Genomic DNA, 22,379 nt, shown 5'->3' with positions numbered 1-22,379 from the left:
GTCGGTTCCGTCGACGCCGTCTTCGAGGACGACGTAGGCGACGACGGCGGTTCCAGTGGTGTCGTCGGGGACACCGACGGCGGCGGCCTGATTCACTGCGTCGTGTTCGATGAGTGCGCCTTCGACTTCGGCGGGGCCGACCTTGCGTCCGGCCACGTTGAGTGCGTCGTCGGCGCGGCCGTGGAGGAACCAGAAGCCATCTTCGTCCTTCTGTGCCCAGTCGCCGTGGTCCCAGAGGTCGTCCCACGACGACCAGTAGGTGTCGAGGTAACGCTCGTCACCGGACCAGAGACTCTTCGTCATCGACGGACAGGAGTCACGGGCGACGAGGAAGCCGCGTTCGTGGGTGTCGGCGATTGACTCGCCCGAGGAGTCCACGATGTCGATGTCCATCCCGATGCCGGGGCCACCGAGCGAACACGGCTTGAGCGGTTGGGTCGGCATCGGCATCAGGAAGCACCCACAGATTTCGGTGCCGCCGGAGATGTTGATGATAGGTGCCTCGCCGCCGCCGACGTTCTCGTAGAACCACATCCACGATTCGGGGTCCCACGGTTCGCCGGTCGACCCGAGGAGACGCAGACTCGACAGGTCGTGTTTCTCGACGTACTCGTCGCCGTACTTCCGGAGAGCGCGAATCGCGGTGGGCGAGATACCGAAGGTGGTGAGACGGTGGCGCTCTATCATGTCCCAGAACCGGTCGGGTTCCGGGTAGTCTGGTGCGCCTTCGTACATGAAGATAGTCCCCGCGAAGGTGTGGTTCCCGATGAGCGTCCACGGACCCATCATCCACCCGATGTCCGACACCCAGAAGAAGCGGTCTTCGGGTTTCTGGTCGAAGCCGAAGTGAATCTCCTTGGCTGTCTGCATCTGGACTCCCGCGTGCGTGTGAACGATGCCTTTCGGCTTGCCCGTCGTCCCCGACGAGTACAGGAGCATGGACTCGGCGTCCGACGGGAGGTGCTTCGTCTCGTATTCGCTCTCGGCTTCACCGACGGTGTCGTCCCACCACTCGTCGCGGTCGTCGTTCCACGGAACGGCGTTGCCGTCTGCTCCTTTCTCGTCACTGTCGTCGAATCGCTGATAGACGACGGTGTGTTCGACGCATCCCGCCTCTTCGATGGCCTCGTCGGCCGTCGGTTTCAGACGGACTTCGGACCCACGACGGTAGAATCCGTCCGCGGTGAACAGCACCGAACACTCGGGGTCTTCGAGACGGGTCGCCGTGGCGTCGACGCCGAATCCGGAGAAGATGGGGACGGCGATAGCGCCGACTTTGAAACACCCGTAGAGGATAGAGATGACTTCGGGCACCATCGGCATGTAGAGGCCGACGGTGTCGCCCGTGCCGACGCCGTAGGATTCGAGGACGTTGGCGACGCGATTTGCTTCCTGATACAGGTCGTGGTAGGTTCGCTGGACGACTTCCCCATCTTCGCCCTCCCAGATGCAGGCGACGCGGTTTCGGTTCGGTGAGTCGACGGCCGCGTGGCGGTCTAAGACGTTGTGGGCGACGTTAATCTCGCCGCCGGGATACCAGTCCGAGAACTGCGGTCCCTCGGTGTCGTCGCGCACCTCGTCGTAGTCTTCGTAGAAGTCGATGTCGAGGTAGTCGACGAGTTCGTCCCAGAACCACTCGACGCCGGACTCGCCGACGCCCGGTATCTCCGTCGTGGTTCGCTCGACGAGTTCGTCGTAGTCTGCGATGTCGTACTCCCGCATGAACTGCGTCACGTTGGCGTCTTCGACGAACGCCGGGTCGGGTTCGTGTACCACCGTGTCAGTATCGGGTACGTCCATAAATCGACGTACTGCAACCGGGAGTATGAATCTTTACCGTTCGATAATGTGGGTGGTCGCCAAATTCAACGTCAGGCGGACGCAGTCCGTCGAATCGACCCACTGGGCCGGGGTGTTTTTACCGACCGGAGAGGTATACTCGGGTATGTACGTCCGGGATGCCAAGAACCGAGACGAGGCCTGGTTGCTCGACTCACTCGAGGACCTGGAACTCGACGATGGCGCGTTCCGCTCCCGCGACTACGTCATCGCACTCGACGAAGAGACGAACGAGAAGGCCGGGTTCGGCCGGATACGCGTTCACAAGGGTGACGAGTCGTTCTGCGAGATTACCTGCGTCGGCGTTCTGGAGCGATGGCGCAACCAGGGTGTCGGTGCGCACGTCGTCGAGCGACTGGTGGACCGTGCGACCGCCGAGGAATTCGATACCGTCTACGGGTTTACGTCCGAACACCGCTACTGTATGCAGTTCGGGTTCGAACCCGTCGACGCCGCCGACCTGCCAGAACGGGTCGAGACTCGCTACGAACAGGTCAAAGCGCGCGACGCGGACACGATTGCCGTCCGACTCGAAACCGACGAGTTCATGATGTCGGACCGGGCCCGCGAACGGTTCAAAGTCGCCACACCGGCCCCGAGCGCCGACGACACGGAACCGGAACTCACGGCCGAAGACTTCGGCTACGACGAAGAGACACCGACGAAGTATTCCACCAACCTCCGACGCTGACCGACCGCTCAGGTCCGGCCTTCGAGGAAGTCCGTGCTGAAGACGATCCACGTCAGCACGCTACAGAAGAGAATCGGCGGGAGGATGGCAAAGCCCCAGAGCGGTTCGAGTCCTTGCATCAAGATGAGGACCACGTCCGCGAGGCCGAGTGCGAGGAACGGAGCAGTCGCCAACGCGGCGCGTTTCCGGTTCTTCCCACCTTCTTCTTCCGGAAGTGGGCCGGGTGAAGGCTCTCCGGCCGAAGACGACGACGATGTCGACGAGGGCGCGTCCATAGTCGTCTCTCTGGCCCCGACGAGCAAAAGCGGTCCGCCTTTCTTCTGGTCTCGCCGCGACGCGGTCAGGCCTCTTCGAGACGAGAGACGTACTCGACGAGACCGAACAGCACCGCGAGGACGAGTGCCGAGACGACCATCCCGTAGAGGCTGAACGCCAGCGGTGACGTCGGCAGCGAGAGGACGCCGAACAGCGTTACTGCCTCGGTGACTTGCCCGCCGTTCTCTCCGATGAAGACGCCGAGAATCCCCGAGATGACCACGACGCTCGCGCCGACGAGGAGGAGGATGTTCCGGCCGCCTAACGTGTCGTTCACGATGCCGCGTTAGGACCGGACGGTATAGTCGCTTGCGGGACGGGCCGGGTGCGAATGGAACGGAGCGAGTCGATGCCCAGTGTGACTCCTGACAGTCGGGCGATAGTGACAGTCAGGGAGACGAACGAACTAAGCTACCCCGCACGAATCACGGCCACACGATGCCCGAACCACTCGTCGAACGCGCCCGAGAAGCGCTCGACAACGCCTACGTCCCCTACTCTGAGTACACCGTCGGTGCCGCGCTCAAAACCGCCGATGGAACGGTGTACGTCGGGTGCAACATCGAGAACGCCAACTACTCGAACAGCCTCCACGCCGAGGAAGTCGCCATCGCGGAGGCGGTGAAAAACGGCCACACTGACTTCGACCGACTCGTGGTCACCTCTGGTGCCCGCGACGGTGTGACGCCGTGCGGGATGTGTCGCCAGACCATCGCGGAGTTCGCCGACGAAGACCTCGACATCGTCTGCGACCTCGGCGACGGCGAGACGGCCGAGTACACGCTGGGCGAACTGCTGCCCAACACCATCTCGCTGGATACGCTCGAAGCGGCCGCCGAGAAACGCGAACGCGACGAGTAACGTGCCATCTGCTGCCGACGACTGGAGTCGTTCGCTCGCACTCGCGGTCCTCGTCCTCCTGTCGGGGTGTGCAGGTGTCTCTGCAGTCCACGTAGACGATAGCACACTTCTCGATTCGTCGTCTGCGTCCGTCTCCTCTGCGACACACCCGGCAGAGAACCCGTGGGGCCACGCTCCCATCGTCGTCTCGGTGGACGCGCCCGACGACGGCCGTGACTACGCGTCACTCGTCGAGTCGGCAGTCTCGTATTGGGCCGAGAACAGCACGAACACCTCCTACGACCCGCGATTCGTCGTCCGACCGAACGCGTCCGACCCGGACGTACGCGTCTCCATCGTCGACGAAATCGACTCGTGCGGTGAGTACGCCGGCCAAAACGCCGTCGGGTGTGCGCCGCTGTTAGACGAGTCGAAGACGCAGGGTGGACAGAACGCCACGCCGGTTCAGGTCGCCGCAGGCTACGATGACGAGACGACGACGACTGTCCTCACCCACGAGTTCGGCCACCTCCTCGGGGTGACCCACGACGACGCCGAGGTGCACCCCGTCATGAGTCCCCGAATCGAGACGACACGACTGCCGGCCACGGACGCCACGGTCCGCGAGTCTCCGTACCGGACTGAGATGCTTCGGGTCTACGTGGACCTCTCGAACGTCTCTGCGACGGACCGAGACGCGTACGAGGCCGAAATCGACCACGCACTCACGTACTACGACTCTGGTGCCGCCGGATTCACTCCCGACGACCTCTCGATAACTCGTGTGTCCGACCCGTCTCGCGCGCACGTCGTCGTCTCTGTCACCGACTTCGACGACGGACACTCCGGCGCTCGGTGGCGACGAACCGGCGAGTCCGTAGACGACGACAGAGCGTACGAGTGGTACACTGGTGGCGACATCGTCGTCGACGCCGGGATGGGACCGACACTCGTCGATTGGTACGTCGGGTCCAGTTTCGGGTACTTGCTCGCGGCAGACGAGCGTGCGGAGTTACCCCCGCCGTTCCGCGACAGTGACTTACGAGACGACCCGCAGTGGCGCGGTGTCGTGAACGAGTCGGCCCTCGGACCGTCACAGACTGCTCCGTAGTGAGGTTTCGGAGAACGCAAGAATTTCCACTGTCCCGGTGGGAGTACATCTATGAACGACAGTGAGGACCCGAACGCCGAGGTCCAGTACCACCTCGAAGTTGGACCATCGGACCTCGCCGATGCGGTCTTACTCCCCGGAAACCCAGAGCGCGTCGACAAGATAACTGCGCTGTGGGACGACTACGAAGAGAAGGCGTACCACCGTGAGTACCGCACTGCCACGGGGACGTACGACGAGACGCCTCTCTCGGTCACGTCGACGGGTATCGGGAGTCCGTCGGCCGCTATCGCCGTCGAAGAACTCGCTCGCGTCGGCGTCGAGACGTTCATCCGCGTCGGGTCGTGCGGTGCCATCCAACCAGAGATGGACGTGGGTGACCTCGTCATCACGTCGGGTGCAGTCAGACAGGAAGGAACGTCGAAAGAGTACGTCCGCGAGGACTACCCGGCCGTCGCCGACCACGAAGTCGTCTCGGCCCTCGTCGCCGCCGCAGAACGACTCGACTACGACTACCACGTCGGCCTCACGATGAGCGCGGACTCGTTCTACGCCGGACAGGGACGCCCCGGGTTCGAGGAGTTCCGTGCCGCAGGGTCGGACTCGCTGGTGAAGGAACTGCAGGACGCGAACGTCAAGAACATCGAGATGGAGGCGTCTGCGCTGTTGACCATCGCCAACGTCTACGGCCTGCGCGCCGGTGCCGTCTGTTCAGTCTACGCGAACCGCGTCACGGGAGAGTTCCGTACCGAGGGTGAGTCCAGAGCGTCCGAAGTCGCGAGTCTCGCGGTTCACCTCCTCGCCAAGATGGACGAAGCTAAACAAGAAGCAGGCGTCGACCACTGGCACGCCGGCTTGACACTCGAATAGTCCGACGAACGTCGAACCCGAATTTCGACGCGTCGGGCCGCATACCCCACAAATACGCACATCTCGGGAGACGGTTTCAAAGCCCCTTTATCTGATGACTGCACAGACGACCACATGAGCACGCAGGTCGTCGTTCTCGGCTCGGGCTACGCCGGGGCCGGCGCAGTAAAACGCCTCGAAACGGAACTCGGTCACGATGCACAACTGACGTGGGTCGCCGAACACGACTACCACCTCGTCCTCCACGAGGTCCACCGATGTATCCGTGACCCGAGCGTCGAGTCGAACATCGCCATCCCCATCGACGACGTGAAATCCAGCGAGACGGACTTCGTCAAGGGGCGCGTCACCGACGTCGACGTGGACGAACGCCTCGTCGAACTCGAAGGTGGCGACACCGTCGACTACGACTACCTTCTGGTCGCCATCGGGTCTTCGACTGCGTTCTTCGGTATCGAGGGCCTCGAAGAGTACGCCCACCAACTCAAGGGTCTCGACGACGCCCGCGAGATTCACCAGGACATCAAGCAGGCCTCCGCAGACGCCTCCCGCGACGACCCCGCACAGGTCGTCATCGGTGGTGCTGGTCTCTCTGGCATCCAGACGGCCGCAGAAGTCGCCGAGTACCGCGACCTGAACCGCGCCCCCATCGACATCAAACTCGTCGAAGGGATGGACGAAATCTTCCCCGGCAACGACCCAGAACTGCAGGGTGCGCTCCGTCGCCGTCTCGAAGCCCTCGACATCGACATCCTGACCGGCGACTTCATCTCGAAAGTCGACGAAGAGACGGTCTTCATCGGCGGTGGCGAGGACGAAGACCCCGCCGAACTCGCTTACGACGTGCTGGTCTGGACCGGTGGTATCACGGGTCAGCCAGAAGCGCAGGACCTCGAACTCGAACAGGACGAGCGCTCCCACCGCTTCTTCGCGGAGGACGACTTCCAGACGAGCGACGACCGCGTCTTCGCGGTCGGTGACTGTGCGCTGGTCGAACAGGGGTCCGACAACGTCGCACCGCCGACGGCGCAGGCCGCCTGGGACGCCGCCGACGTCGCCGGCGAGAACGTCGCTCGCGCCATCGCTGGCCGTCCGCTCAAGCGCTGGTCGTTCACCGACAAGGGGACGGTCATCTCCATCGGCGAAGACGCCGTCGCCCACGGCGTCAAGTTCCCCGTCGTCGGCGAGTTCCCGGTCAACGTCTTCGGTGGTCCCCTCGCCAAGATGCTGAAGAAGGGTATCGCCGCCAACTGGATTGCCGACGTGACCTCTGTCAACCGCGCAGTCTCTGCGTGGAGCGACCTGTAAGCTGACTCGTTCGGCACGCACTCGACACTCCTCGATTCGTCACGTTTCTTTTCCCCCACATCTCTTCGTCCGCTGTTCTCGCACGAGTGACGAGAGTGTTCCAACTACCGAATCGCCGTGCCAGCGCTCAAACGGACCGCACGCTGATGCGGTCGTCGCAGTAGAACAGAGAAAAGACGGTGAGAGTTAGTGCGACGGTTCGCCGACCGGGGCCTCCATATCGTCGATACGGAGGATGAGGATGTTGCTCGTGTCGTCCTTGCCGTCGAGCGTGCCGTCGATGACGAGTTTCGAGAGCGGCGTCGGACCGACGCGAATCTTGTCTCCCTCGTGGAAGTCACGAACCGAGCCCTGCACGTGAATCTCTGCGCGGCAGAGTTCGGGGTGGTGGACGCTCGACAGGTCGATTTCGTCGACGTTCACGCCTTCGACCTGCTCGTCGTTGTGGAACAGCGGAACCGACGCGGGTTCGTCCATCTTGTCTACGTCGAGTGCCTCGTACGCGTTCGCTGTCGGCTTGTAGCCACCCTTCGGGCCAGGTACACCCTCGACGAGCTGGAGCGCTTTCAGACTCTGCATCTGGTTACGGATGGTCCCCGGGTTGCGGTTGACCTCCTCCGCAATGTCTTCTCCTTTCACCGCATCGTCGGAGTCTCGGTAGAGATTGATGAGTGCGGTAAGGATAGTTTTCTGACTGGAAGTCAGCTCGATTGACGACATGGAGAGTGGTTCGCTACATACGTCCTTAAATCCGATGGATGATGGCTCGAATATTCTGTTCACCTCCGTTGTAACGAACACCTTTTCAGGAATGTCAAACTGGGACAGACGTTCGCCGAGTTGGTGTCGATAACACTAAACGCCTCACGGGTGTGCGGTCGAATATGAACGGGAAACGAGTGCTCGTCACCGGCGGTGCAGGGTTCATCGGTTCCAACCTCGCGAACTCGCTCGCCGAAGACAACGACGTCGTCGCCATCGACGACCTCTACCTCGGCACGCCCGAGAACCTCGACGACTCGGTGGAGTTCCACGACGTGAGCGTGCTCGACGACGACTTGCCGACCGAGGGCGTGGACGTGGTGTTCCACCTCGCTGCGCTGTCGTCGTACAAGATGCACGAAGACGACCCGGCACGCGGTGCCCGCGTCAACGTCGAGGGGTTCGTCAACACGGTCGAACAGGCCCGAAACGACGGGTGCGACACCGTCGTCTACGCCTCCACGTCGTCGATTTACGGGTCGCGGACCGAACCATCGCCAGAGAGTATGCCTGTCGAGGCGCGAACGGGGTACGAGGCGTCGAAACTCGCACGGGAGCGCTATGCCGAATACTTCCACCACCACTACGACATGCACCTCGCCGGCCTGCGCTTCTTCTCGGTCTATCAGGGATTCGGCGGGGCAGAAGAACACAAAGGCGAGTTCGCGAACACCGTCGCACAGTTCGCCGACAAGATTGCCAGTGGTGAGCGTCCCGAACTCTTCGGCGACGGGTCGCAGACGCGCGACTTCACCCACGTCGACGACGTCGTCCGCGGCATCGAACTCGCTGCCGACCACCGACTGCAGGGTATCTACAACCTCGGGACGGGCGAGAGTTACTCGTTCAACGAGATGGTCGCGATGATAAACGACGCCCTCGGAACCGACGTGGACCCTGCGTACATCGAGAACCCACTGGACGTGTACGTCCACGACACGATGGCCGATTGTACGAAGATTCGCGAGGCCACCGGATGGGAACCGGAAATCTCGTTCGAAGAGGGCGTCCGTCGCGTCTGTGAACCGTACCGCTCCGACTAACTCTCTGACTCCTCCGGCGGCGGTGACCGACTTCGTCCTTCGAACTCCACGTTCACGGTGACGTCTCGCTGCGTCGTCGCACGTATCTCGTCTCCGAGTCGCGATGCTAACTGGGGATACTGCTGGCCGACTGGGTGCTGGACGGCGACCGTGACTTCTCGCGGGGCGTCACTCAGTCCCGCCGTTCCGAAGTCGACCCGAACCGAGAGGAGCTCGAGCGAGTCGTACGTTGGGTCGTCTAGGACGGTCTGTACTGCCGCAGTCGATTGATTCTCGAACACGATGTGGGAGGTGAGGAGTGTACCAGGTCCGAGTACCGTCAGTCCGAGCAGTGCGATGGCGACCCACGTCGCCCGGTTACTGACGAGTGCTCGGACGAGCGTGCGCGTGGACGACGCCGAGTCCCAATCGGTGGGACGGTAGCCGAGATACCACAGTGAGAGCGTCCCAGCGAAGACGATGCCGACGATGTTGACTACGAGTAGCGTGAGTGCACCGACGGTCACCGTCGGAATGCCCCACGCGACACCGATACCGACTGCCGCCGCGGCGGGAACGGTCGCAGCAGCGACGGCGACACCAACAATCGAGACTGGAAGTTCGGTGGCGAGGCCTACACCGCCGGCGGCACCGGCACAGAGTGCGACGAGCAACGTCAACAGGCCCGGCGACGAACGACTCGCTATCTGCTGAACCGTCGTCACGTCCAGCGACGGTGGCACGAACTGTGCCGTCTTGAGTCCCCACCCGAGGAGGGCGGCAGCGACGACGGCGACGGCGAGTCCGGCCACCGTCGACCGAACCCCGTGCGTGAACATCGTCTCGTCGCCGAGTGCCGCCCCGACGCTCCCCGTGAGTGCTGCACCGATTTGTGGAGCGATGACCATCGACCCGACGACGAGTGCGGGCGAGTCGAGCAACAACCCCGCTGTCGCGACGAGGGCGCTCAGAATCGTCATCAGGTAGTACGCCGTCGGTTGCGGGTTGAGGTCGTGCGCCTTCGTCTGAATCTCTTCGTTCGAGACGCGCTCTTCTTCTTCGTGGCCTTCGACGAACCGCTCGACGAGGTGGTCGTAGTTCGGCGTGGTCGCCGACTCAGCGTTGCCGATGACGAGGTGGTCTTCTTCGAATCCCGTCTCGGCGAGACGGTCTCTGACTCTATCGACTGCCTCGGTCGGCACTGGAAAGACCACGAGGAATGCTCGGGCCTCGTCGTCTGCGTGTTCGTCGTGAGTCGGGAGTACCACGGGGTCGATATCCTCGTCTCGAAGTGTGCCGAGGACCGCGTCGAGGAGACCACTCTCGACGCGTATCTGAAGGAGACGCATGCCGAGGGATACGACGTCTCGCCGCAAAAATCGGGATGCTGTCTGGTCTATTCGCCGGACAGTCTCTCGTTTGGAGGTGTCTCCGAGGCTGTGGGTTCCGATGCCACTAAACACCCGCACCGAGTGATTCGACTATGGAACGGAACGTTCGAATTCTCGGTGCACCGACTGACTACGGTGCAAATCGTCGTGGTGTGGACATGGGTCCCTCTGCGATTCGATACGCCGGACTGACGGCGCAACTGGAGTCTGCGGGTGTCTCACCGACGGATGCGGGTGACCTCAGCGTCCCCCACCACGCGACGCGCGACGCCGACGCAGGTGCGGAGAACGCAAAACACATCCAGGAAGTCGAAGAGGTGTGTACGGCACTCGCCGACGCTGTCTCGACTGCGCTCGCGGATGGGTCGACGCCACTCGCCCTCGGTGGCGACCACTCTATCGCAATCGGGTCGATGGTCGGCAGTGCCCGCGACGCCGACATCGGTGTCGTCTGGTTCGACGCCCACGGCGACTTCAACACGCCTGGAACCTCGCCGTCGGGGAACGTCCACGGGATGCCCCTCGCTGCGGCCCTCGGAATCGGCGACTTCGACGGCGTCGAATGGGCGAACGCCGACGGCCTGAGAGAAGAGAACGTCGCCATCGTCGGCCTCCGCGACGTGGACGAAAACGAGACGGCGGCGATTCGCGACAGCGACGTGACTGCCTACACGATGTCCGACATCGACGAACGTGGCATCACCGAGGTGACGAAGGACGCACTCGACGTCGCCACGAGCGGAACCGATGGCATTCACGTCAGTCTGGACCTCGATTGGCTCGACCCCCGCGAAGCACCGGGCGTCGGGACACCCGTCCGCGGCGGTGCCACGTACCGAGAGGCGCACGCTGCGATGGAACTCGTCGCCGAGTCGGAGGCGATGCGCTCGTTCGAACTCGTCGAGGTCAACCCCATCCTCGACCAGCACAACGAGACGGCAACGCTCGCGACTGAACTCGCCGCCAGCGCCTTCGGCAAGCGCATCCTCTGATGGCAGCGCCAAGAGAAGCACCCGCACCCCACGACTTGGCCGCCGGCGTCGTCGTCATCCGTGACGACGCCATCCTCGCGGTGTACGAGAAGGACCGCTGGGGACTGCCGAAAGGCGGGTCCGAACCCGGCGAGTTCTTCTTCGAGACTGCCGCGCGCGAGGCAGCAGAAGAGACGGGTATCCCCGTCGAGATTCAGTCGCTCGCGTTCACGAGCGAGATTCGCGGCCCCGACCGGCGTATCTACCTCCAGCGGTTCTACCACGCCGAGGCACAGGACGCCGCCGACCCATCGCCCCGCGACCCTGACGACGAAATCGAGGAGGCGGCGTATCTCCCACTGTCCGAACTGGGGTCGACGCTCACGTACCGTCCCCGTGTGGAACCGCTCCGCGAGTGGTTGCGAGACCGGAAACCGCGGCACTACACGTACGACCTGACGAGCGAACCGTCGCACGTCGACGAGTAATCACTACGAGACTGATTTTTCGAGGGCAGAAACGAGTCGGAGTGACCGCGTCTCGCGGTTACTCTTCGTCTGATTCGGCGTCTTCGCTCGCTTCGGGTGCAGCGCTTGCGCCGTCAGCTTCGTCCGTTTCCACTGTTTCGTCTGCGTCCACTGCTTCGTCTTCGAGTTCCTCGTCTTCGGTCGTCATCGCCGGCGGAATCACGTCGACAGAGGCGACGGTGTCGCCCGCGTCGAGGTCCATGACGATGACGCCCATCGTGTTCCGACCGACCGTCGAGATGTCTTCGACTGGCGTCCGAAGTATCTGGCCGTCGTCGGACATGACGACGAGGTGGTCGCCTTCGCCGACGGTGTTGATGGCACAGACCGGACCGTTTCGCTCGTTCGTCTTGATGTCGATGAGGCCTTTCCCGTTACGCGACTGCGCGCGGTACTTGTCGAGGTCCGTGCGCTTGCCGTAGCCGTTTTCGGTGACGGTGAGAATCCAACTGTGGTGGTCCTCGTCGATAGCGGCGACCCCGGCGACCTGGTCGTCGCCGGTGAGTTTGATGCCACGGACACCCCGTGCGGAGCGTCCCATCGCTCGAACTTCGTCTTCGTCGAAGCGGATGGACATGCCCTGTTCGGTGCCGATGACCAGGTCGTGTGCGCCGCGGGTGACCTCCACGTCGACGAGTTCGTCGCCGTCGTCCAGTTTGGTGGCGATGATACCCGTCGAGAGGATGTTCTGGAAGCGGTCCATGTTCGTGCGCTTGATGTACCCGTTTCGGGTCACCATCGTGAGGTAGCCGTCTTCTTCCTCTAGGTCGTCGCAGTTGACGACGGCGGTAATCTCCTCGCCGTCGTCGAAGTCCAGCAGGTTGACCGCGGACTTGCCGCGGGCGGTGCGGGACATCTCCGGAACCTGGTAGGTCTTGAGTTGGTAGACCTGCCCGTGGTTGGTGAAGCACAACAGGTCGTCGTGGGTGTTCGTGACGAACACCGACGACACCTTGTCGCCTTCCTTCAGGTCCGTGCCGATGATGCCTTTGCCACCGCGGTGCTGGGCGCGGAAGCGCGAGACGGGCATCCGCTTGATGTAGTCGTCTTCGCTGACGACGACGACGACGTCTTCCTCGGGGATGAGGTCTGCGCGAGTGACTTCGCCGGTGTTGGCGACGAACGAGGTCCGCCGGTCGTCGGCGTACTCGTCTTTGATGTCGAGGAGTTCGGACTCGATGACGGCGTCGAGTTCGGACGCGTCGCCGAGGATGGTTTCGAGGCGCTCGATTGTCGCCTGTACGTCCTCGTACTCGTCTTCGATTTCGGCCGCTTCCATCGAGGTAAGCGAGCCAAGTTGCATCGCGACGATGTGGTTCGCCTGGTCCTCGGAGAAGTCGAACGTCGGAAGCGGTTCGCCGTCGACTTCGACGACGACTTCGCCGCGGAGTGCGGCCTTCGCGTCGTCACGACTCTCGGAGTTCCGGATGGTCTCGACGACGTCGTCGATGTTGTCGAGGGCCTTCAGGCGGCCTTCGAGGATGTGTGCCCGGTCTTCGGCCTCTGCGAGTTCGTACTCGGAGCGCCGGCGGACCACGTCGCGGCGGTGGTCGAGGTAGTGCTGGAGCGTCTCTTTGAGCGTCAGCACCTGTGGTTGGCCGTCCACGAGGGCGAGGTTGATGACGCCGAACGTGGATTCGAGGTGGTTGTCGAGCAGTTGGTTCTTGACGACTTCCGCCATCGCGCCGCGCTTGAGTTCGATGACGACGCGGATACCGTCGCGGTCTGACTCGTCGCGGATGTCGCGGATGCCCTCAATCTTGCCGGCGTTCACGTCGTCGGCGATTCGCTCGATGAGGCGGGCCTTGTTCTCCTGATACGGGAGTTCGTTGATGACGATGCGGCCTTCCTCTTCGTGGACGTCGTAGTCGGCGCGGACGCGGATTCGGCCGCGACCCGTCTTGTACGCCTTGTGGACCGCGTTGCGGCCGACGATGTTCGCGCCGGTCGGGAAGTCGGGTCCCTTGACGTGTTCCATCAGGTCGCTGACGGTGGCGTCGGGGTTCTCGATGAGTTCGACGGTTGCGTCGATGACTTCACCGAGGTTGTGCGGCGGGATGTTCGTGGACATCCCGACGGCGATACCGGACGACCCGTTGACGAGCAGGTTCGGGAACGACGAGGGGAGGACGGTCGGTTCCTGCTTCCGGTCGTCGTAGTTCGACTGGAAGTCGACGGTGTCCTTGTCGATGTCCGCGAGGAGTTCCTCGGCGATAGACGACATGCGCGCTTCCGTGTACCGCATTGCCGCCGGCGGGTCGCCGTCGACAGACCCGAAGTTCCCCTGTCCGTCGACGAGGGGATAGCGCATGGAGAAGTCCTGCGCCATGCGCGCGAGGGTGTCGTAGATTGCGGAGTCTCCGTGTGGGTGGTAGTCACCCATCGTCTCGCCCACGATGGACGAGGACTTCCGGTGTGAGGAGTTGGAGGTCACGCCGGCCTGGTGCATCGCGTAGAGGATGCGTCGGTGGACCGGTTTCAGGCCGTCGCGGACGTCCGGGAGAGCACGTCCCGCGATGACCGACATCGCGTAGTCGATGTACGACTGCTCCATCTCGTCTTCGATACGAGCGTTGCGAATCTCCGCCGCGATACCCGCGCCGGGTTCGAAGGAATCAGGTGCGTCAGAACTCATATTAGATGTCTACCCACTCGGCTTCGGTCGCGTGTTCTTTGATGAACTCTTTTCGGGGTTCGACGGCGTCGCCCATGAGGATGCTGAACATCCGGTCGGCGGCGGCGGCGTCCTCGACGGTGATGCGCTTGAGGACGCGGTTTTCGGGGTTCATCGTCGTCTCCCACAACTGGTCGGGGTTCATCTCGCCGAGACCCTTGAACCGCTGGACCTGCGTGGGGTTGCCGTTACACTTCTCTTCGATGATGCGGTCCCGCTCTTCTTCGTTCATCGCGTCGTAGGTGTTGCCGCGGTAGCGAACGCGGTAGAGCGGTGGTTGCGCCGCGTAGACGTAGCCTGCTTCGATGAGGGGGCGCATGTGGCGGTAGAGCAGGGTGAGAAGCAGCGTCCGAATGTGTGCCCCGTCGACGTCGGCGTCAGTCATCAGGATGATGCGGTTGTACCGTGCGTCCTCGATGTCGAACTCGTCGCCGATACCCGCGCCGATGGCGGTGATGAGTGCGCGAACCTCGTTGTTCTGGAGGATGCGGTCGAGACGGTGTTTCTCGACGTTCAGAATCTTCCCGCGGAGAGGGAGAATCGCCTGGAACTTCCGGTCGCGGCCCTGCTTCGCGGACCCACCTGCGGAGTCACCCTCGACGACGAACAGTTCGGACTCGGCGGGGTCGCGCGTCTGACAGTCTGCGAGTTTGCCCGGCAGCGACGTGGATTCGAGTGCCGACTTGCGGCGGGTGAGTTCCTCGGCCTGCTTCGCGGCCTTGCGGGCGCGTGCGGCCTCGACGGCCTTCATGATGATGGCCTGCGCCACGTCCGGGTTCTCCTCGAAGTACGTGCCGAGTTTCTCGTGCGTGACACTCTCGACGATACCGCGAACCTCGGAGTTGCCGAGTTTCGTCTTCGTCTGGCCCTCGAACTGCGGGTCGGGGTGCTTGACGGAGATGACGGCGGTGAGGCCTTCACGAACGTCTTCGCCGCGGAGGTTGTCGCCGTCGAGGTCCGAGAGCATTCCCTCGGAGTTCGCGTAGTCGTTGACGACACGGGTGAGTGCCGTCTTGAACCCAGTCAGGTGGGTTCCGCCTTCACGGGTGTTGATGTTGTTGGCGAAGGCGTGGATGGAGCCCTGCAACTCGTCGGTCGCCTGCATGGCGATTTCGACGGCGATGCCGTCTGACTCGTCTTCGTAGTAGATGACGTCGTCGTGGAGAGACGTCTTCGTCTCGTCGAGGTACTCGACGAACTCGCGAATCCCGCCTTCGAAGAGGAAGGTACTCGACTCGTCGGTTCGCTCGTCGGTGAGCGTGATTTCGACGCCAGAGTTGAGGAACGCGAGTTCCCGAAGGCGGTTTTCGAGCGTCTTGAAGTCGAACTCGTCCGTCTCGAAGATATCGTCGTCCGGCCAGAACGTGATGACCGTCCCGGTGTCTTCGTCCGGTTCGAGGTCACGAACGCGTTCGAACCCGTCTGGGAGTGGTTCGCCGAGTTCGAAGCGGTGACGCCAGAGTGCGCCGTCGCGCTTGACTTCGACTTTCAGTTCCTTCGAGAGTGCGTTGACGACGGAGACACCGACGCCGTGTAGACCCCCGGAGACCTGGTAGGATTTGTTGTCGAACTTCCCACCCGCGTGGAGGATGGTCATGATGACCTCCAGAGCAGGTCGGTCGTACTGTTCGTGCGTATCCACCGGGATACCACGGCCATTGTCTGCGACACTCACTGACCCGTCTTGGTGAAGGGTCACTTCGATAGCGTCACAATACCCCGCGAGTGCTTCGTCGATGGAGTTGTCGACGACTTCGTAGACGAGGTGATGGAGTCCGCGAGAATCGGTGGACCCGATGTACATCGCCGGACGTTTTCGAACGGCTTCGAGCCCTTCGAGGACCTGAATCTGTCCGGCCCCGTACTCGTTATCCTGAGACATCTGAAGTGGCCTAGGATAGCCCGTCCCTTAAAGCCTCGCACGCGCGGGCGCGAACTACTTACAGGAACGCTGCTTCGGGACGCCAACGACCGACCTGTCGTGCAATTTTCGACCAGTTCTGCCCTGCAACCGTGGTCACGATTCGACAGCCCCGTTCACTTTCACCCTGGTGCCGGTGAGTACTTAACGCGGGACTGGGTAGATGCGGCACAGGAAATGACGTCGTTCCAGTCGACGCTCGGTGAAGACGAGGGGATCGCAGAGGAGTTGGCGAAAGGCCAGCGAGAGATCTCCATCGCCGAGTTCTTCGAGAAGAACAAGCACATGTTGGGCTTCGACAGTGGAGCCCGCGGGTTGGTCACCGCCGTCAAGGAGGCTGTGGACAACGCGCTCGACGCCACGGAGGAGGCGGGCATCCAGCCCGACATCTACGTGGAGATTAGCGAGGTACGCGATTACTACCGCCTCGTCATCGAAGACAACGGGCCGGGCATCACGAAAGAACAGGTGCCCAAAGTGTTCGGGAAACTCCTCTACGGGTCTCGTTTCCACGCACGCGAACAGTCCCGCGGTCAGCAGGGTATCGGTATCTCTGCGGCAGTTCTCTACTCGCAACTGACGAGCGGGAAACCCGCGAAGATTACGAGCCGAACCCAGGGCTCTGCGGACGCCGAGTACTTCGAACTCGTCATCGACACGGACAAGAACGAACCCGAGATTCGCACGTCGAAGACCACGTCGTGGGACCGTCCCCACGGCACGCGAATCGAGTTAGAGATGGAAGCGAACATGCGGGCGCGCCAGCAACTCCACGACTACATCCTCCACACGGCAGTCGTGAACCCGCACGCGCGCTTCGAACTCCGGGAACCCGGCCTCGACGAACCGATGAAGTTCGAACGGGCGACCGACCAACTCCCGGAACAGACGAGCGAGATTCGGCCACACCCACACGGGGTCGAACTCGGGACGCTGTTGAAGATGCTCGCTGCGACGGAGTCGTACTCCGTCTCTGGATTCCTCCAAGAGGAGTTCACCCGCGTCGGTGCGAAAACGTCGAGCAAAGTTATCGACGCCTTCCGCGACCGACACTTCGGCCGCGAGATGACGTGGAAGACGCCAGCGACACACGAATCGGACGAACTCGTCGCCGTCGTCGAAGACGCAATCGCGAACAAAGGCAAGGGGCCGACGGCCGCGTTCGCCGAGGAACTCGTCGATATCGTCGTCGGGAAAGACCGCATCGCCCACGAAGAACTCGAACAGATAGTCGGCAACGTCGCCGAGTCGGTCGGTGCCGAGACGGACACCTCGTTCGGCGACACCGTTCAGGCGAACGTCGTCGAAGCGCTGTGGCCCGTCCTCACCGAGGACCGCGAGGGCGACATCTACAGTCTCGTCGACGAGGTGACGACGACGAAGAAGAGCGACGCCGGCAAGGTGTCGATTTCGCGTTCTATCGCCACGCAGTTCGCCGAGACGACCGGACCCGCAGACCGCGCCACACACGACGACGTCGACGAGTTCGTCACGTGGGCGGCAGAACGAACCAAAGAACGGCAAGACGAGACGTACGGCGAGACGGCCCGCGAGAACATCGTGGACGCACTCTGGTCGCGGATGCGAACTGTCTCGGACGACGTGCCGAAAGTCCGTGACATCGCCGACGACCGGGACGTCGCCCGCGACTTGCTCGAAGGGATGCGCGAGACGGACATCCTCGCACCACCGACGGATTGTCTCTCGCCCATCACGGCCGAACTCGTCGAAGAAGGGCTGAAAAAAGAGTTCGACGCCGACTTCTACGCCGCGGCGACGCGTGACGCGGAAGTCCACGGCGGCGACCCGTTCATCGTCGAAGCGGGCATCGCCTACGGCGGCGAACTCAAATCCGAGGGGAGCATCGACCTGCTTCGCTTCGCGAACCGCGTCCCCCTCGTCTACCAGCAGGGTGCGTGTACTATCACGCACGTCGTGAAGGACATCGGCTGGCGGAACTATGGCCTCGACCAACCGGGCGGCAGTGGTATGCCGAACGGCCCCGCCGTCCTCATGGTCCACGTCGCATCCACGAACGTGCCGTTCACGAGTGAGTCGAAAGACGCACTCGCGGACGTGCCGGCGATTCAAGACGAGGTCGAACTCGCGATTCGCGAGGCGGCCCGGGACCTCAAGTCGTACCTCTCGAAGCGTCGCTCGCTCCAGAAGCGCCGGAAGAAGCAGGACGTGCTCGGCCGCATCCTGCCGCAGATGGCGACGAAACTCTCGGAAGTCACCGGACGCGAGGAACCCAACATCGAGGGCGCACTCGCTCGCATCATGAACAACGTGAGTGTGGACCGCGACGTCGACGACGGCAAGGTGACGCTCACGGTGAAGAACTACTCGAGTACGAACGAAGCCCCCGATATCACGGACATCGTCTCTGCGGAACCGAGCGGTCTCAACGGTGACGCCACGGTGGTCGACCTCGACGGCGAGTGGTTCGTCAAGTGGAGTCCGGAGGTGTCTGCCGGCGAATCGGCGACGCTCACGTACTCAGTCGCACAGGACGCGTCGTTCGACATCAACGTCGACGGCGTCGAGACGGAGAAACTGACGGTGAACGCATAATGGCATCCGAATCCAAGACCTCCGAGGAGATTGCCCGCGAACGGCTCATCGACCTCGCAGCGGAGTTCTACGACCAGTTCGACCGCGGGGAGATTCCCGAGATGAAACTCCCGACGCGGACGAAGAGCAACATCGAATACGACGAAGACTCACACGTGTGGGTCTACGGCGACCGAACCTCGACCCGGTCGGCGAACAGTGTCCGCGGTGCGCGGAAACTGCTGAAGGCCGCCTACACGATCGAGTTCCTCGCACGGCAACTCGACGAAGACCGTTCGTCCACCCTTCGTGAACTCTACTACCTCTCCGAGTCGTGGGACGCCGAAGAGGCCCACTTCTCCGACCAGGACGAGTCGAACCAACTCGTCGAAGACCTCGAAATCGTCTCGAAGGTCACCCGCGAGGACTTCCACATGCGACCCGAGGAGTCGGGTGCGACGCTCATGGGGCCACTCCAGATTCGCGAGCAGACTCGCCGCGGGGAGCGCAAAATCCACTGTCAGGGCGACGTCGGCGAAGGTGGCTACCAGATTCCGAACAACCCGGACACCATCGAGTTCCTCGACCACGACATCGACTTCGTGATGTGTGTCGAGACCGGTGGGATGCGTGACCGCCTCATCGAAAACGGGTTCGACGAGGAGTACAACGCGCTCATCGTCCACCTGAAGGGGCAACCCGCACGAGCGACCCGTCGTATCACCAAGCGACTCCACGACGAACTCGACTTGCCCGTCGTGGTCTTCACAGACGGCGACCCGTGGTCGTACCGCATCTTTGGCTCTGTCGCGTACGGGTCTATCAAATCGGCACACCTCTCTGAGTACCTCGCGACGCCGGAAGCCCGGTTCGTGGGTATCCAGCCACAGGACATCGTCGACTACGACCTGCCGACCGACCCGTTGGCAGACTCCGACATCAACGCGCTCCAGTCCGAACTGGACGACCCGCGCTTCATGACCGACTACTGGGAAGAACAGATAGAACTCCAACTCGACATCGGAAAGAAGGCAGAACAGCAGGCACTCGCGGCCCGCGGCCTCGACTTCGTCACCGACGAGTACCTGCCCACGCGTCTCGACGAGATGGGCGTCATCTAACTCGGCGAGGCACGTTCCGGCCCCGCTTTCGTTTTGTGTCTCCGATTACGGATAGAGACCGTCACCGCGGAATCCGTCGAAGAATCGACTGACGACGCCGTTGAGTTCTCTCGGCTTACTGGTCGCGAGGTTGTGGCCGACACCTTTGAACAGCGCCAGCGTCGCGTCGTCGATGCCGTCTTTCACCTCGCGGATGCGCGGTTCGGGGAACAGTCGGTCCGAATCTCCCGCGGCGACGAGTGTGGGTGCGTCGATGGTTTCGAGTATCTCACGCGAGTCGTGTTCCAGACTGGCGGTACACGAGAGGACCACGTCGGCGGGAACCTCCGGACGGAAGTCGGCGACTCGTCCGGCAAGTTGGATGAGTGGTGGGGCGATGGTCTTTTCGTACCCGTCCGCCACCTCGCGTTCGGTGTCTGCGAGCACGTCGGTCCACTTGCCTTTGCCTGCCCAGTTTCGCCAGCGCTTCACTGCTGCTTCACCGTGACCGCCGAGACGTGTTCCTGCCGAGACGATAGCCACCGACCCGACGTAGTCGGGGTAGTCGGCGGCGAGGTACTGCGCGACGAGGCCACCTAGTGAGACACCGACGACGTCGGCGGGCCACAGGTCGTGCTCGTCGACGATAGTCGCGTACGCCGCGGCCATGTCGCGAGTCGAAGAACCCACAGGGAGGTGGCGGCGTCGGCCGACCACCCACACGTCTCGGTCGGAGAACTCCCGGTAGAGTCCGGTCAGTGCCATCGCGATACCACGATTCGGTTCGCCGCGTTGGAAGGCGTCGGAGAGGCCGGGGAGGACGAGGAGGGGGTCACCGTCGGTGTCGCCAAACCGATAGTACGGACGCCGGCCACCGAGCATACCATAGTCGAGGTCCATGCGTCGATACACGGTGCGATGCGCCAAAACCGTTCTGTCTGTTTACACCTTTTCAGACGTGGTCTGGGTCGTCGAGGACGACCGGAATCCCGCGCGTCGCCACGTCGACGACGAACGCCTCTTCGTCCGCTTCGAGGAGGGGGATGGTGTCGTAGTGGATGGGCAATACGAGGTCTGGGTCCAGTGTCTCCGCGAGGTCCGCGGCCTCGTGACGGTCCATCACGACTGTGCCGCCGATGTTGGCGAGGAACAGCGAGACTTCGAGGTGCTCGAAGCCTTCCAGTACGTCTGAGTCGCCGGGCCAGAAGATGGTTCGGTCGCCGACCGAGATGTGGAACGCACAGCCCAGTCCGCGTGGGTGGTAGGGGTCGCCACTCTCGCGGAGATGCGGGCCATCGGGGTCGTTGAACGCCGGGAGCGTCCACACGTCAGCCTCGCCGACCGTGAGGAAGTCTTCTTCGCCGACGCGAATCGTCTCGTACGGGAGGTCTTCGACAGGTGTCACGTCGCGGTCGATGTTCGACGCGTCGACACCCTCGAAGGCGACGACAGTCGCATCTGCGTCGGCCACCTGTTCGATGGCGTCGGAGTCGTAGTGGTGGTCGTGGGTGACCAAGATCAGGTCGCCGTCGCGGGCGTAGTAGTCGTCGAGGACGCCGTACCGCCCGGGGTCGAAGTAGACGACGAAGCCGTCGGGTGACTCGATGCGGACCGTGGCGTATCCCAGCCACGAGGCGTCGAGGCCGTCGTGTTTGATGCTCATGGACGTGAGGTGGACCCGCCGCATGAAAAACGCGACTACTGCGAGTCGGGAAGCGCCCGACCCGGTACCCGTCTATTGCGAGTCGGCCAACCGCTCGACGCGTTCGAGTGTGTCTGCCGTCTCCGCCGTCTTGTCTTCGCGGACGGTGACGAACCGCGGGAATCTGAGCGCGTATCCGGACGAGTAGGTAGGCGACGCCTGAATCTCCTCGTAGCCGACTTCGAAGACGACTGACGGTCGAATGTCGACTTCCTTGCCGGACTCGCGTTCGATTTCGGGTTCGAGCAGGTCGGTGAGTTCGACGAGTTGTTCGTCGGTGATACCTGTCGCGACCTTACCGATGGTCTCGAATCCCTCTCCGTCCGCTGCCGCTTCGTCCTCGACGCGGGCAGAGAGCAGGAACGTCCCGAGGAACTTCGCGCGTCGGCCTTCTCCCCACTCAGCCCCAGTCACCACGAGGTCCAGTGTCTCCACGTCGGGTTTGCGCTTCAGCCAGTTCTTCCCGCGGTCACCCGGCGAGTACGGCGCGTCGGGGTTCTTCAGCATGATGCCTTCGTGGCCGGCGTCGAGGGCGTCAGCCTCGTAGGCGGCGATTTCGTCGGCGTCGTCGGAGCGGAGCAAGTCGGACACTGCGTCGGACTCTGGGCCGAGGACCGTCGCCAGTCGGTCGTGTCGCATCGTGAGTGGTTCCGTCAACAAGTCGTCGCCGGCGGCGTGGAGACAGTCGAACGCCCGAAGTTCCACGCGGACCTCTTCGCGCATCCGCCCGACGTCGTGTTTACGACGGAAGCGGCGGAGAATCTCCTGAAACCGGAGTGGCT

19 protein-coding genes and 1 pseudogene are annotated in these 22,379 nt (G+C 62.8%); 10 read left to right on the top strand and 10 right to left on the bottom strand.

Annotated elements, in window-relative coordinates:
* Nucleotides 1–1,800 (bottom strand): AMP-binding protein (locus AUR66_RS00855; RefSeq protein ID WP_058570641.1); only part of this gene is annotated, 1,800 nt, incomplete at its 3' end.
* 145 nt (nt 1,801–1,945) lie between these two features.
* Here AUR66_RS00855 and AUR66_RS00850 point away from each other — a divergent pair.
* Nucleotides 1,946–2,530 carry a GNAT family N-acetyltransferase gene (locus AUR66_RS00850; RefSeq protein ID WP_058570640.1) on the top strand — a complete coding sequence of 195 codons (585 nt, stop codon included), beginning with the start codon at nt 1,946–1,948 and terminating at the stop codon, nt 2,528–2,530.
* Nucleotides 2,531–2,538: 8 nt separating this feature from the next.
* Here AUR66_RS00850 and AUR66_RS00845 read toward each other — a convergent pair whose 3' ends face one another.
* On the bottom strand, nt 2,539–2,805 hold the full coding sequence (locus tag AUR66_RS00845) for a hypothetical protein (RefSeq protein ID WP_058570639.1): 267 nt from the start codon (nt 2,803–2,805) through the stop codon (nt 2,539–2,541).
* Between the two features lie 65 nt (nt 2,806–2,870).
* A complete protein-coding gene (locus AUR66_RS00840; protein ID WP_058570638.1) occupies nt 2,871–3,122 on the bottom strand; it encodes a DUF7520 family protein in 252 nt (83 codons plus the stop codon).
* A gap of 161 nt (nt 3,123–3,283) precedes the next feature.
* Between AUR66_RS00840 and cdd the strand changes: the two genes are divergently transcribed.
* The 4 genes from cdd (at nt 3,284) to AUR66_RS00820 (ending at nt 6,974) form a co-directional block, all read left to right on the top strand.
* Nucleotides 3,284–3,706 carry a cytidine deaminase gene (cdd, locus tag AUR66_RS00835; protein WP_058570637.1) on the top strand — a complete coding sequence of 141 codons (423 nt, stop codon included), beginning with the start codon at nt 3,284–3,286 and terminating at the stop codon, nt 3,704–3,706.
* Between the two features lies 1 nt (nt 3,707).
* Entirely contained in the window at nt 3,708–4,796 is a 1,089-nt protein-coding gene (locus tag AUR66_RS00830) for a hypothetical protein (RefSeq protein WP_157532950.1), read from the top strand.
* Nucleotides 4,797–4,847: 51 nt separating this feature from the next.
* Nucleotides 4,848–5,666, top strand: coding sequence for a nucleoside phosphorylase (locus AUR66_RS00825; RefSeq protein WP_058570636.1), 819 nt, complete (start codon nt 4,848–4,850; stop codon nt 5,664–5,666).
* A gap of 114 nt (nt 5,667–5,780) precedes the next feature.
* Nucleotides 5,781–6,974 carry an NAD(P)/FAD-dependent oxidoreductase gene (locus AUR66_RS00820; protein WP_058570635.1) on the top strand — a complete coding sequence of 398 codons (1,194 nt, stop codon included), beginning with the start codon at nt 5,781–5,783 and terminating at the stop codon, nt 6,972–6,974.
* A 186-nt stretch (nt 6,975–7,160) separates the two neighbouring features.
* Here the strand turns inward: AUR66_RS00820 and AUR66_RS00815 are convergent, their stop codons facing one another.
* Nucleotides 7,161–7,694, bottom strand: a complete 534-nt coding sequence (locus AUR66_RS00815) for an Rrf2 family transcriptional regulator (RefSeq protein WP_058570634.1) — start codon at nt 7,692–7,694, stop codon at nt 7,161–7,163.
* A gap of 164 nt (nt 7,695–7,858) precedes the next feature.
* On the opposite strand from AUR66_RS00815, the gene AUR66_RS00810 reads away from it, so the two are divergent.
* The gene (locus tag AUR66_RS00810; RefSeq protein ID WP_058570633.1) at nt 7,859–8,779 is read left to right on the top strand and encodes an NAD-dependent epimerase/dehydratase family protein; all 921 of its coding nucleotides are present in this window, start codon (nt 7,859–7,861) and stop codon (nt 8,777–8,779) included.
* Here the strand turns inward: AUR66_RS00810 and AUR66_RS00805 are convergent.
* Complete coding sequence (locus AUR66_RS00805) at nt 8,776–10,107, bottom strand: TIGR00341 family protein (protein WP_058570632.1); 1,332 nt, start codon at nt 10,105–10,107, stop codon at nt 8,776–8,778. The two genes, AUR66_RS00810 and AUR66_RS00805, sit on opposite strands and share 4 nt — an antisense overlap.
* Nucleotides 10,108–10,241: 134 nt before the next feature.
* Here AUR66_RS00805 and rocF point away from each other — a divergent pair, with 134 nt between their 5' ends.
* A complete protein-coding gene (rocF, locus tag AUR66_RS00800) occupies nt 10,242–11,141 on the top strand; it encodes an arginase (protein ID WP_058570631.1) in 900 nt (299 codons plus the stop codon).
* Nucleotides 11,141–11,608 (top strand): NUDIX domain-containing protein, encoded by a 468-nt coding sequence (locus AUR66_RS00795; RefSeq protein ID WP_058570630.1) that lies wholly within the window; start codon nt 11,141–11,143, stop codon nt 11,606–11,608. Before rocF ends, AUR66_RS00795 begins: the two co-directional genes overlap by 1 nt.
* A gap of 58 nt (nt 11,609–11,666) precedes the next feature.
* On the opposite strand, the gene gyrA is transcribed toward AUR66_RS00795, so the two are convergent.
* Nucleotides 11,667–14,282 carry a DNA gyrase subunit A gene (gene gyrA, locus AUR66_RS00790; RefSeq protein WP_058570629.1) on the bottom strand — a complete coding sequence of 872 codons (2,616 nt, stop codon included), beginning with the start codon at nt 14,280–14,282 and terminating at the stop codon, nt 11,667–11,669.
* Between the two features lies 1 nt (nt 14,283).
* A complete protein-coding gene (gene gyrB / locus AUR66_RS00785) occupies nt 14,284–16,203 on the bottom strand; it encodes a DNA topoisomerase (ATP-hydrolyzing) subunit B (RefSeq protein ID WP_058570628.1) in 1,920 nt (639 codons plus the stop codon).
* Between the two features lie 216 nt (nt 16,204–16,419).
* Between gyrB and AUR66_RS00780 the strand changes: the two genes are divergently transcribed.
* Entirely contained in the window at nt 16,420–18,816 is a 2,397-nt protein-coding gene (locus AUR66_RS00780; protein ID WP_058570627.1) for a DNA topoisomerase VI subunit B, read from the top strand.
* Nucleotides 18,816–19,916: a DNA topoisomerase IV subunit A gene (locus tag AUR66_RS00775; RefSeq protein ID WP_058570626.1), complete on the top strand. Its 1,101-nt coding sequence runs from the start codon at nt 18,816–18,818 to the stop codon at nt 19,914–19,916. Before AUR66_RS00780 ends, AUR66_RS00775 begins: the two co-directional genes overlap by 1 nt.
* Nucleotides 19,917–19,961: 45 nt before the next feature.
* On the opposite strand, the gene AUR66_RS00770 is transcribed toward AUR66_RS00775, so the two are convergent.
* The 3 genes and pseudogenes from AUR66_RS00770 to ligA all read right to left on the bottom strand — a co-directional run.
* Complete coding sequence (locus AUR66_RS00770; protein ID WP_058570625.1) at nt 19,962–20,795, bottom strand: alpha/beta fold hydrolase; 834 nt, start codon at nt 20,793–20,795, stop codon at nt 19,962–19,964.
* A gap of 52 nt (nt 20,796–20,847) precedes the next feature.
* Entirely contained in the window at nt 20,848–21,558 is a 711-nt protein-coding gene (locus AUR66_RS00765) for an MBL fold metallo-hydrolase (protein ID WP_058570642.1), read from the bottom strand.
* Between the two features lie 72 nt (nt 21,559–21,630).
* Nucleotides 21,631–22,379 (bottom strand): annotated as a pseudogene (gene ligA, locus AUR66_RS00760) (ATP-dependent DNA ligase LigA); the annotation flags it as partial.

Origin of the sequence: Haloferax profundi (assembly GCF_001469865.1) — an archaeon.
GTDB lineage: Archaea > Halobacteriota > Halobacteria > Halobacteriales > Haloferacaceae > Haloferax > Haloferax profundi.
This window is presented reverse-complemented; position numbering and strand designations above follow the sequence as displayed.

What these genes read in the sequence shown, in the direction of transcription:
- AUR66_RS00765 (WP_058570642.1), bottom strand. Translation starts at nt 21,558, where the DNA reads ATGAGCATCAAACACGACGGCCTCGACGCCTCGTGGCTGGGATACGCC.
- AUR66_RS00805 (WP_058570632.1), bottom strand. Translation starts at nt 10,107, where the DNA reads ATGCGTCTCCTTCAGATACGCGTCGAGAGTGGTCTCCTCGACGCGGTC.
- AUR66_RS00845 (WP_058570639.1), bottom strand. Translation starts at nt 2,805, where the DNA reads ATGGACGCGCCCTCGTCGACATCGTCGTCGTCTTCGGCCGGAGAGCCT.
- AUR66_RS00850 (WP_058570640.1), top strand. Translation starts at nt 1,946, where the DNA reads ATGTACGTCCGGGATGCCAAGAACCGAGACGAGGCCTGGTTGCTCGAC.
- rocF (WP_058570631.1), top strand. Translation starts at nt 10,242, where the DNA reads ATGGAACGGAACGTTCGAATTCTCGGTGCACCGACTGACTACGGTGCA.
- AUR66_RS00770 (WP_058570625.1), bottom strand. Translation starts at nt 20,795, where the DNA reads ATGGACCTCGACTATGGTATGCTCGGTGGCCGGCGTCCGTACTATCGG.
- AUR66_RS00825 (WP_058570636.1), top strand. Translation starts at nt 4,848, where the DNA reads ATGAACGACAGTGAGGACCCGAACGCCGAGGTCCAGTACCACCTCGAA.
- AUR66_RS00775 (WP_058570626.1), top strand. Translation starts at nt 18,816, where the DNA reads ATGGCATCCGAATCCAAGACCTCCGAGGAGATTGCCCGCGAACGGCTC.
- cdd (WP_058570637.1), top strand. Translation starts at nt 3,284, where the DNA reads ATGCCCGAACCACTCGTCGAACGCGCCCGAGAAGCGCTCGACAACGCC.
- AUR66_RS00780 (WP_058570627.1), top strand. Translation starts at nt 16,420, where the DNA reads ATGACGTCGTTCCAGTCGACGCTCGGTGAAGACGAGGGGATCGCAGAG.
- AUR66_RS00820 (WP_058570635.1), top strand. Translation starts at nt 5,781, where the DNA reads ATGAGCACGCAGGTCGTCGTTCTCGGCTCGGGCTACGCCGGGGCCGGC.
- AUR66_RS00795 (WP_058570630.1), top strand. Translation starts at nt 11,141, where the DNA reads ATGGCAGCGCCAAGAGAAGCACCCGCACCCCACGACTTGGCCGCCGGC.
- AUR66_RS00810 (WP_058570633.1), top strand. Translation starts at nt 7,859, where the DNA reads ATGAACGGGAAACGAGTGCTCGTCACCGGCGGTGCAGGGTTCATCGGT.
- gyrB (WP_058570628.1), bottom strand. Translation starts at nt 16,203, where the DNA reads ATGTCTCAGGATAACGAGTACGGGGCCGGACAGATTCAGGTCCTCGAA.
- gyrA (WP_058570629.1), bottom strand. Translation starts at nt 14,282, where the DNA reads ATGAGTTCTGACGCACCTGATTCCTTCGAACCCGGCGCGGGTATCGCG.
- AUR66_RS00815 (WP_058570634.1), bottom strand. Translation starts at nt 7,694, where the DNA reads ATGTCGTCAATCGAGCTGACTTCCAGTCAGAAAACTATCCTTACCGCA.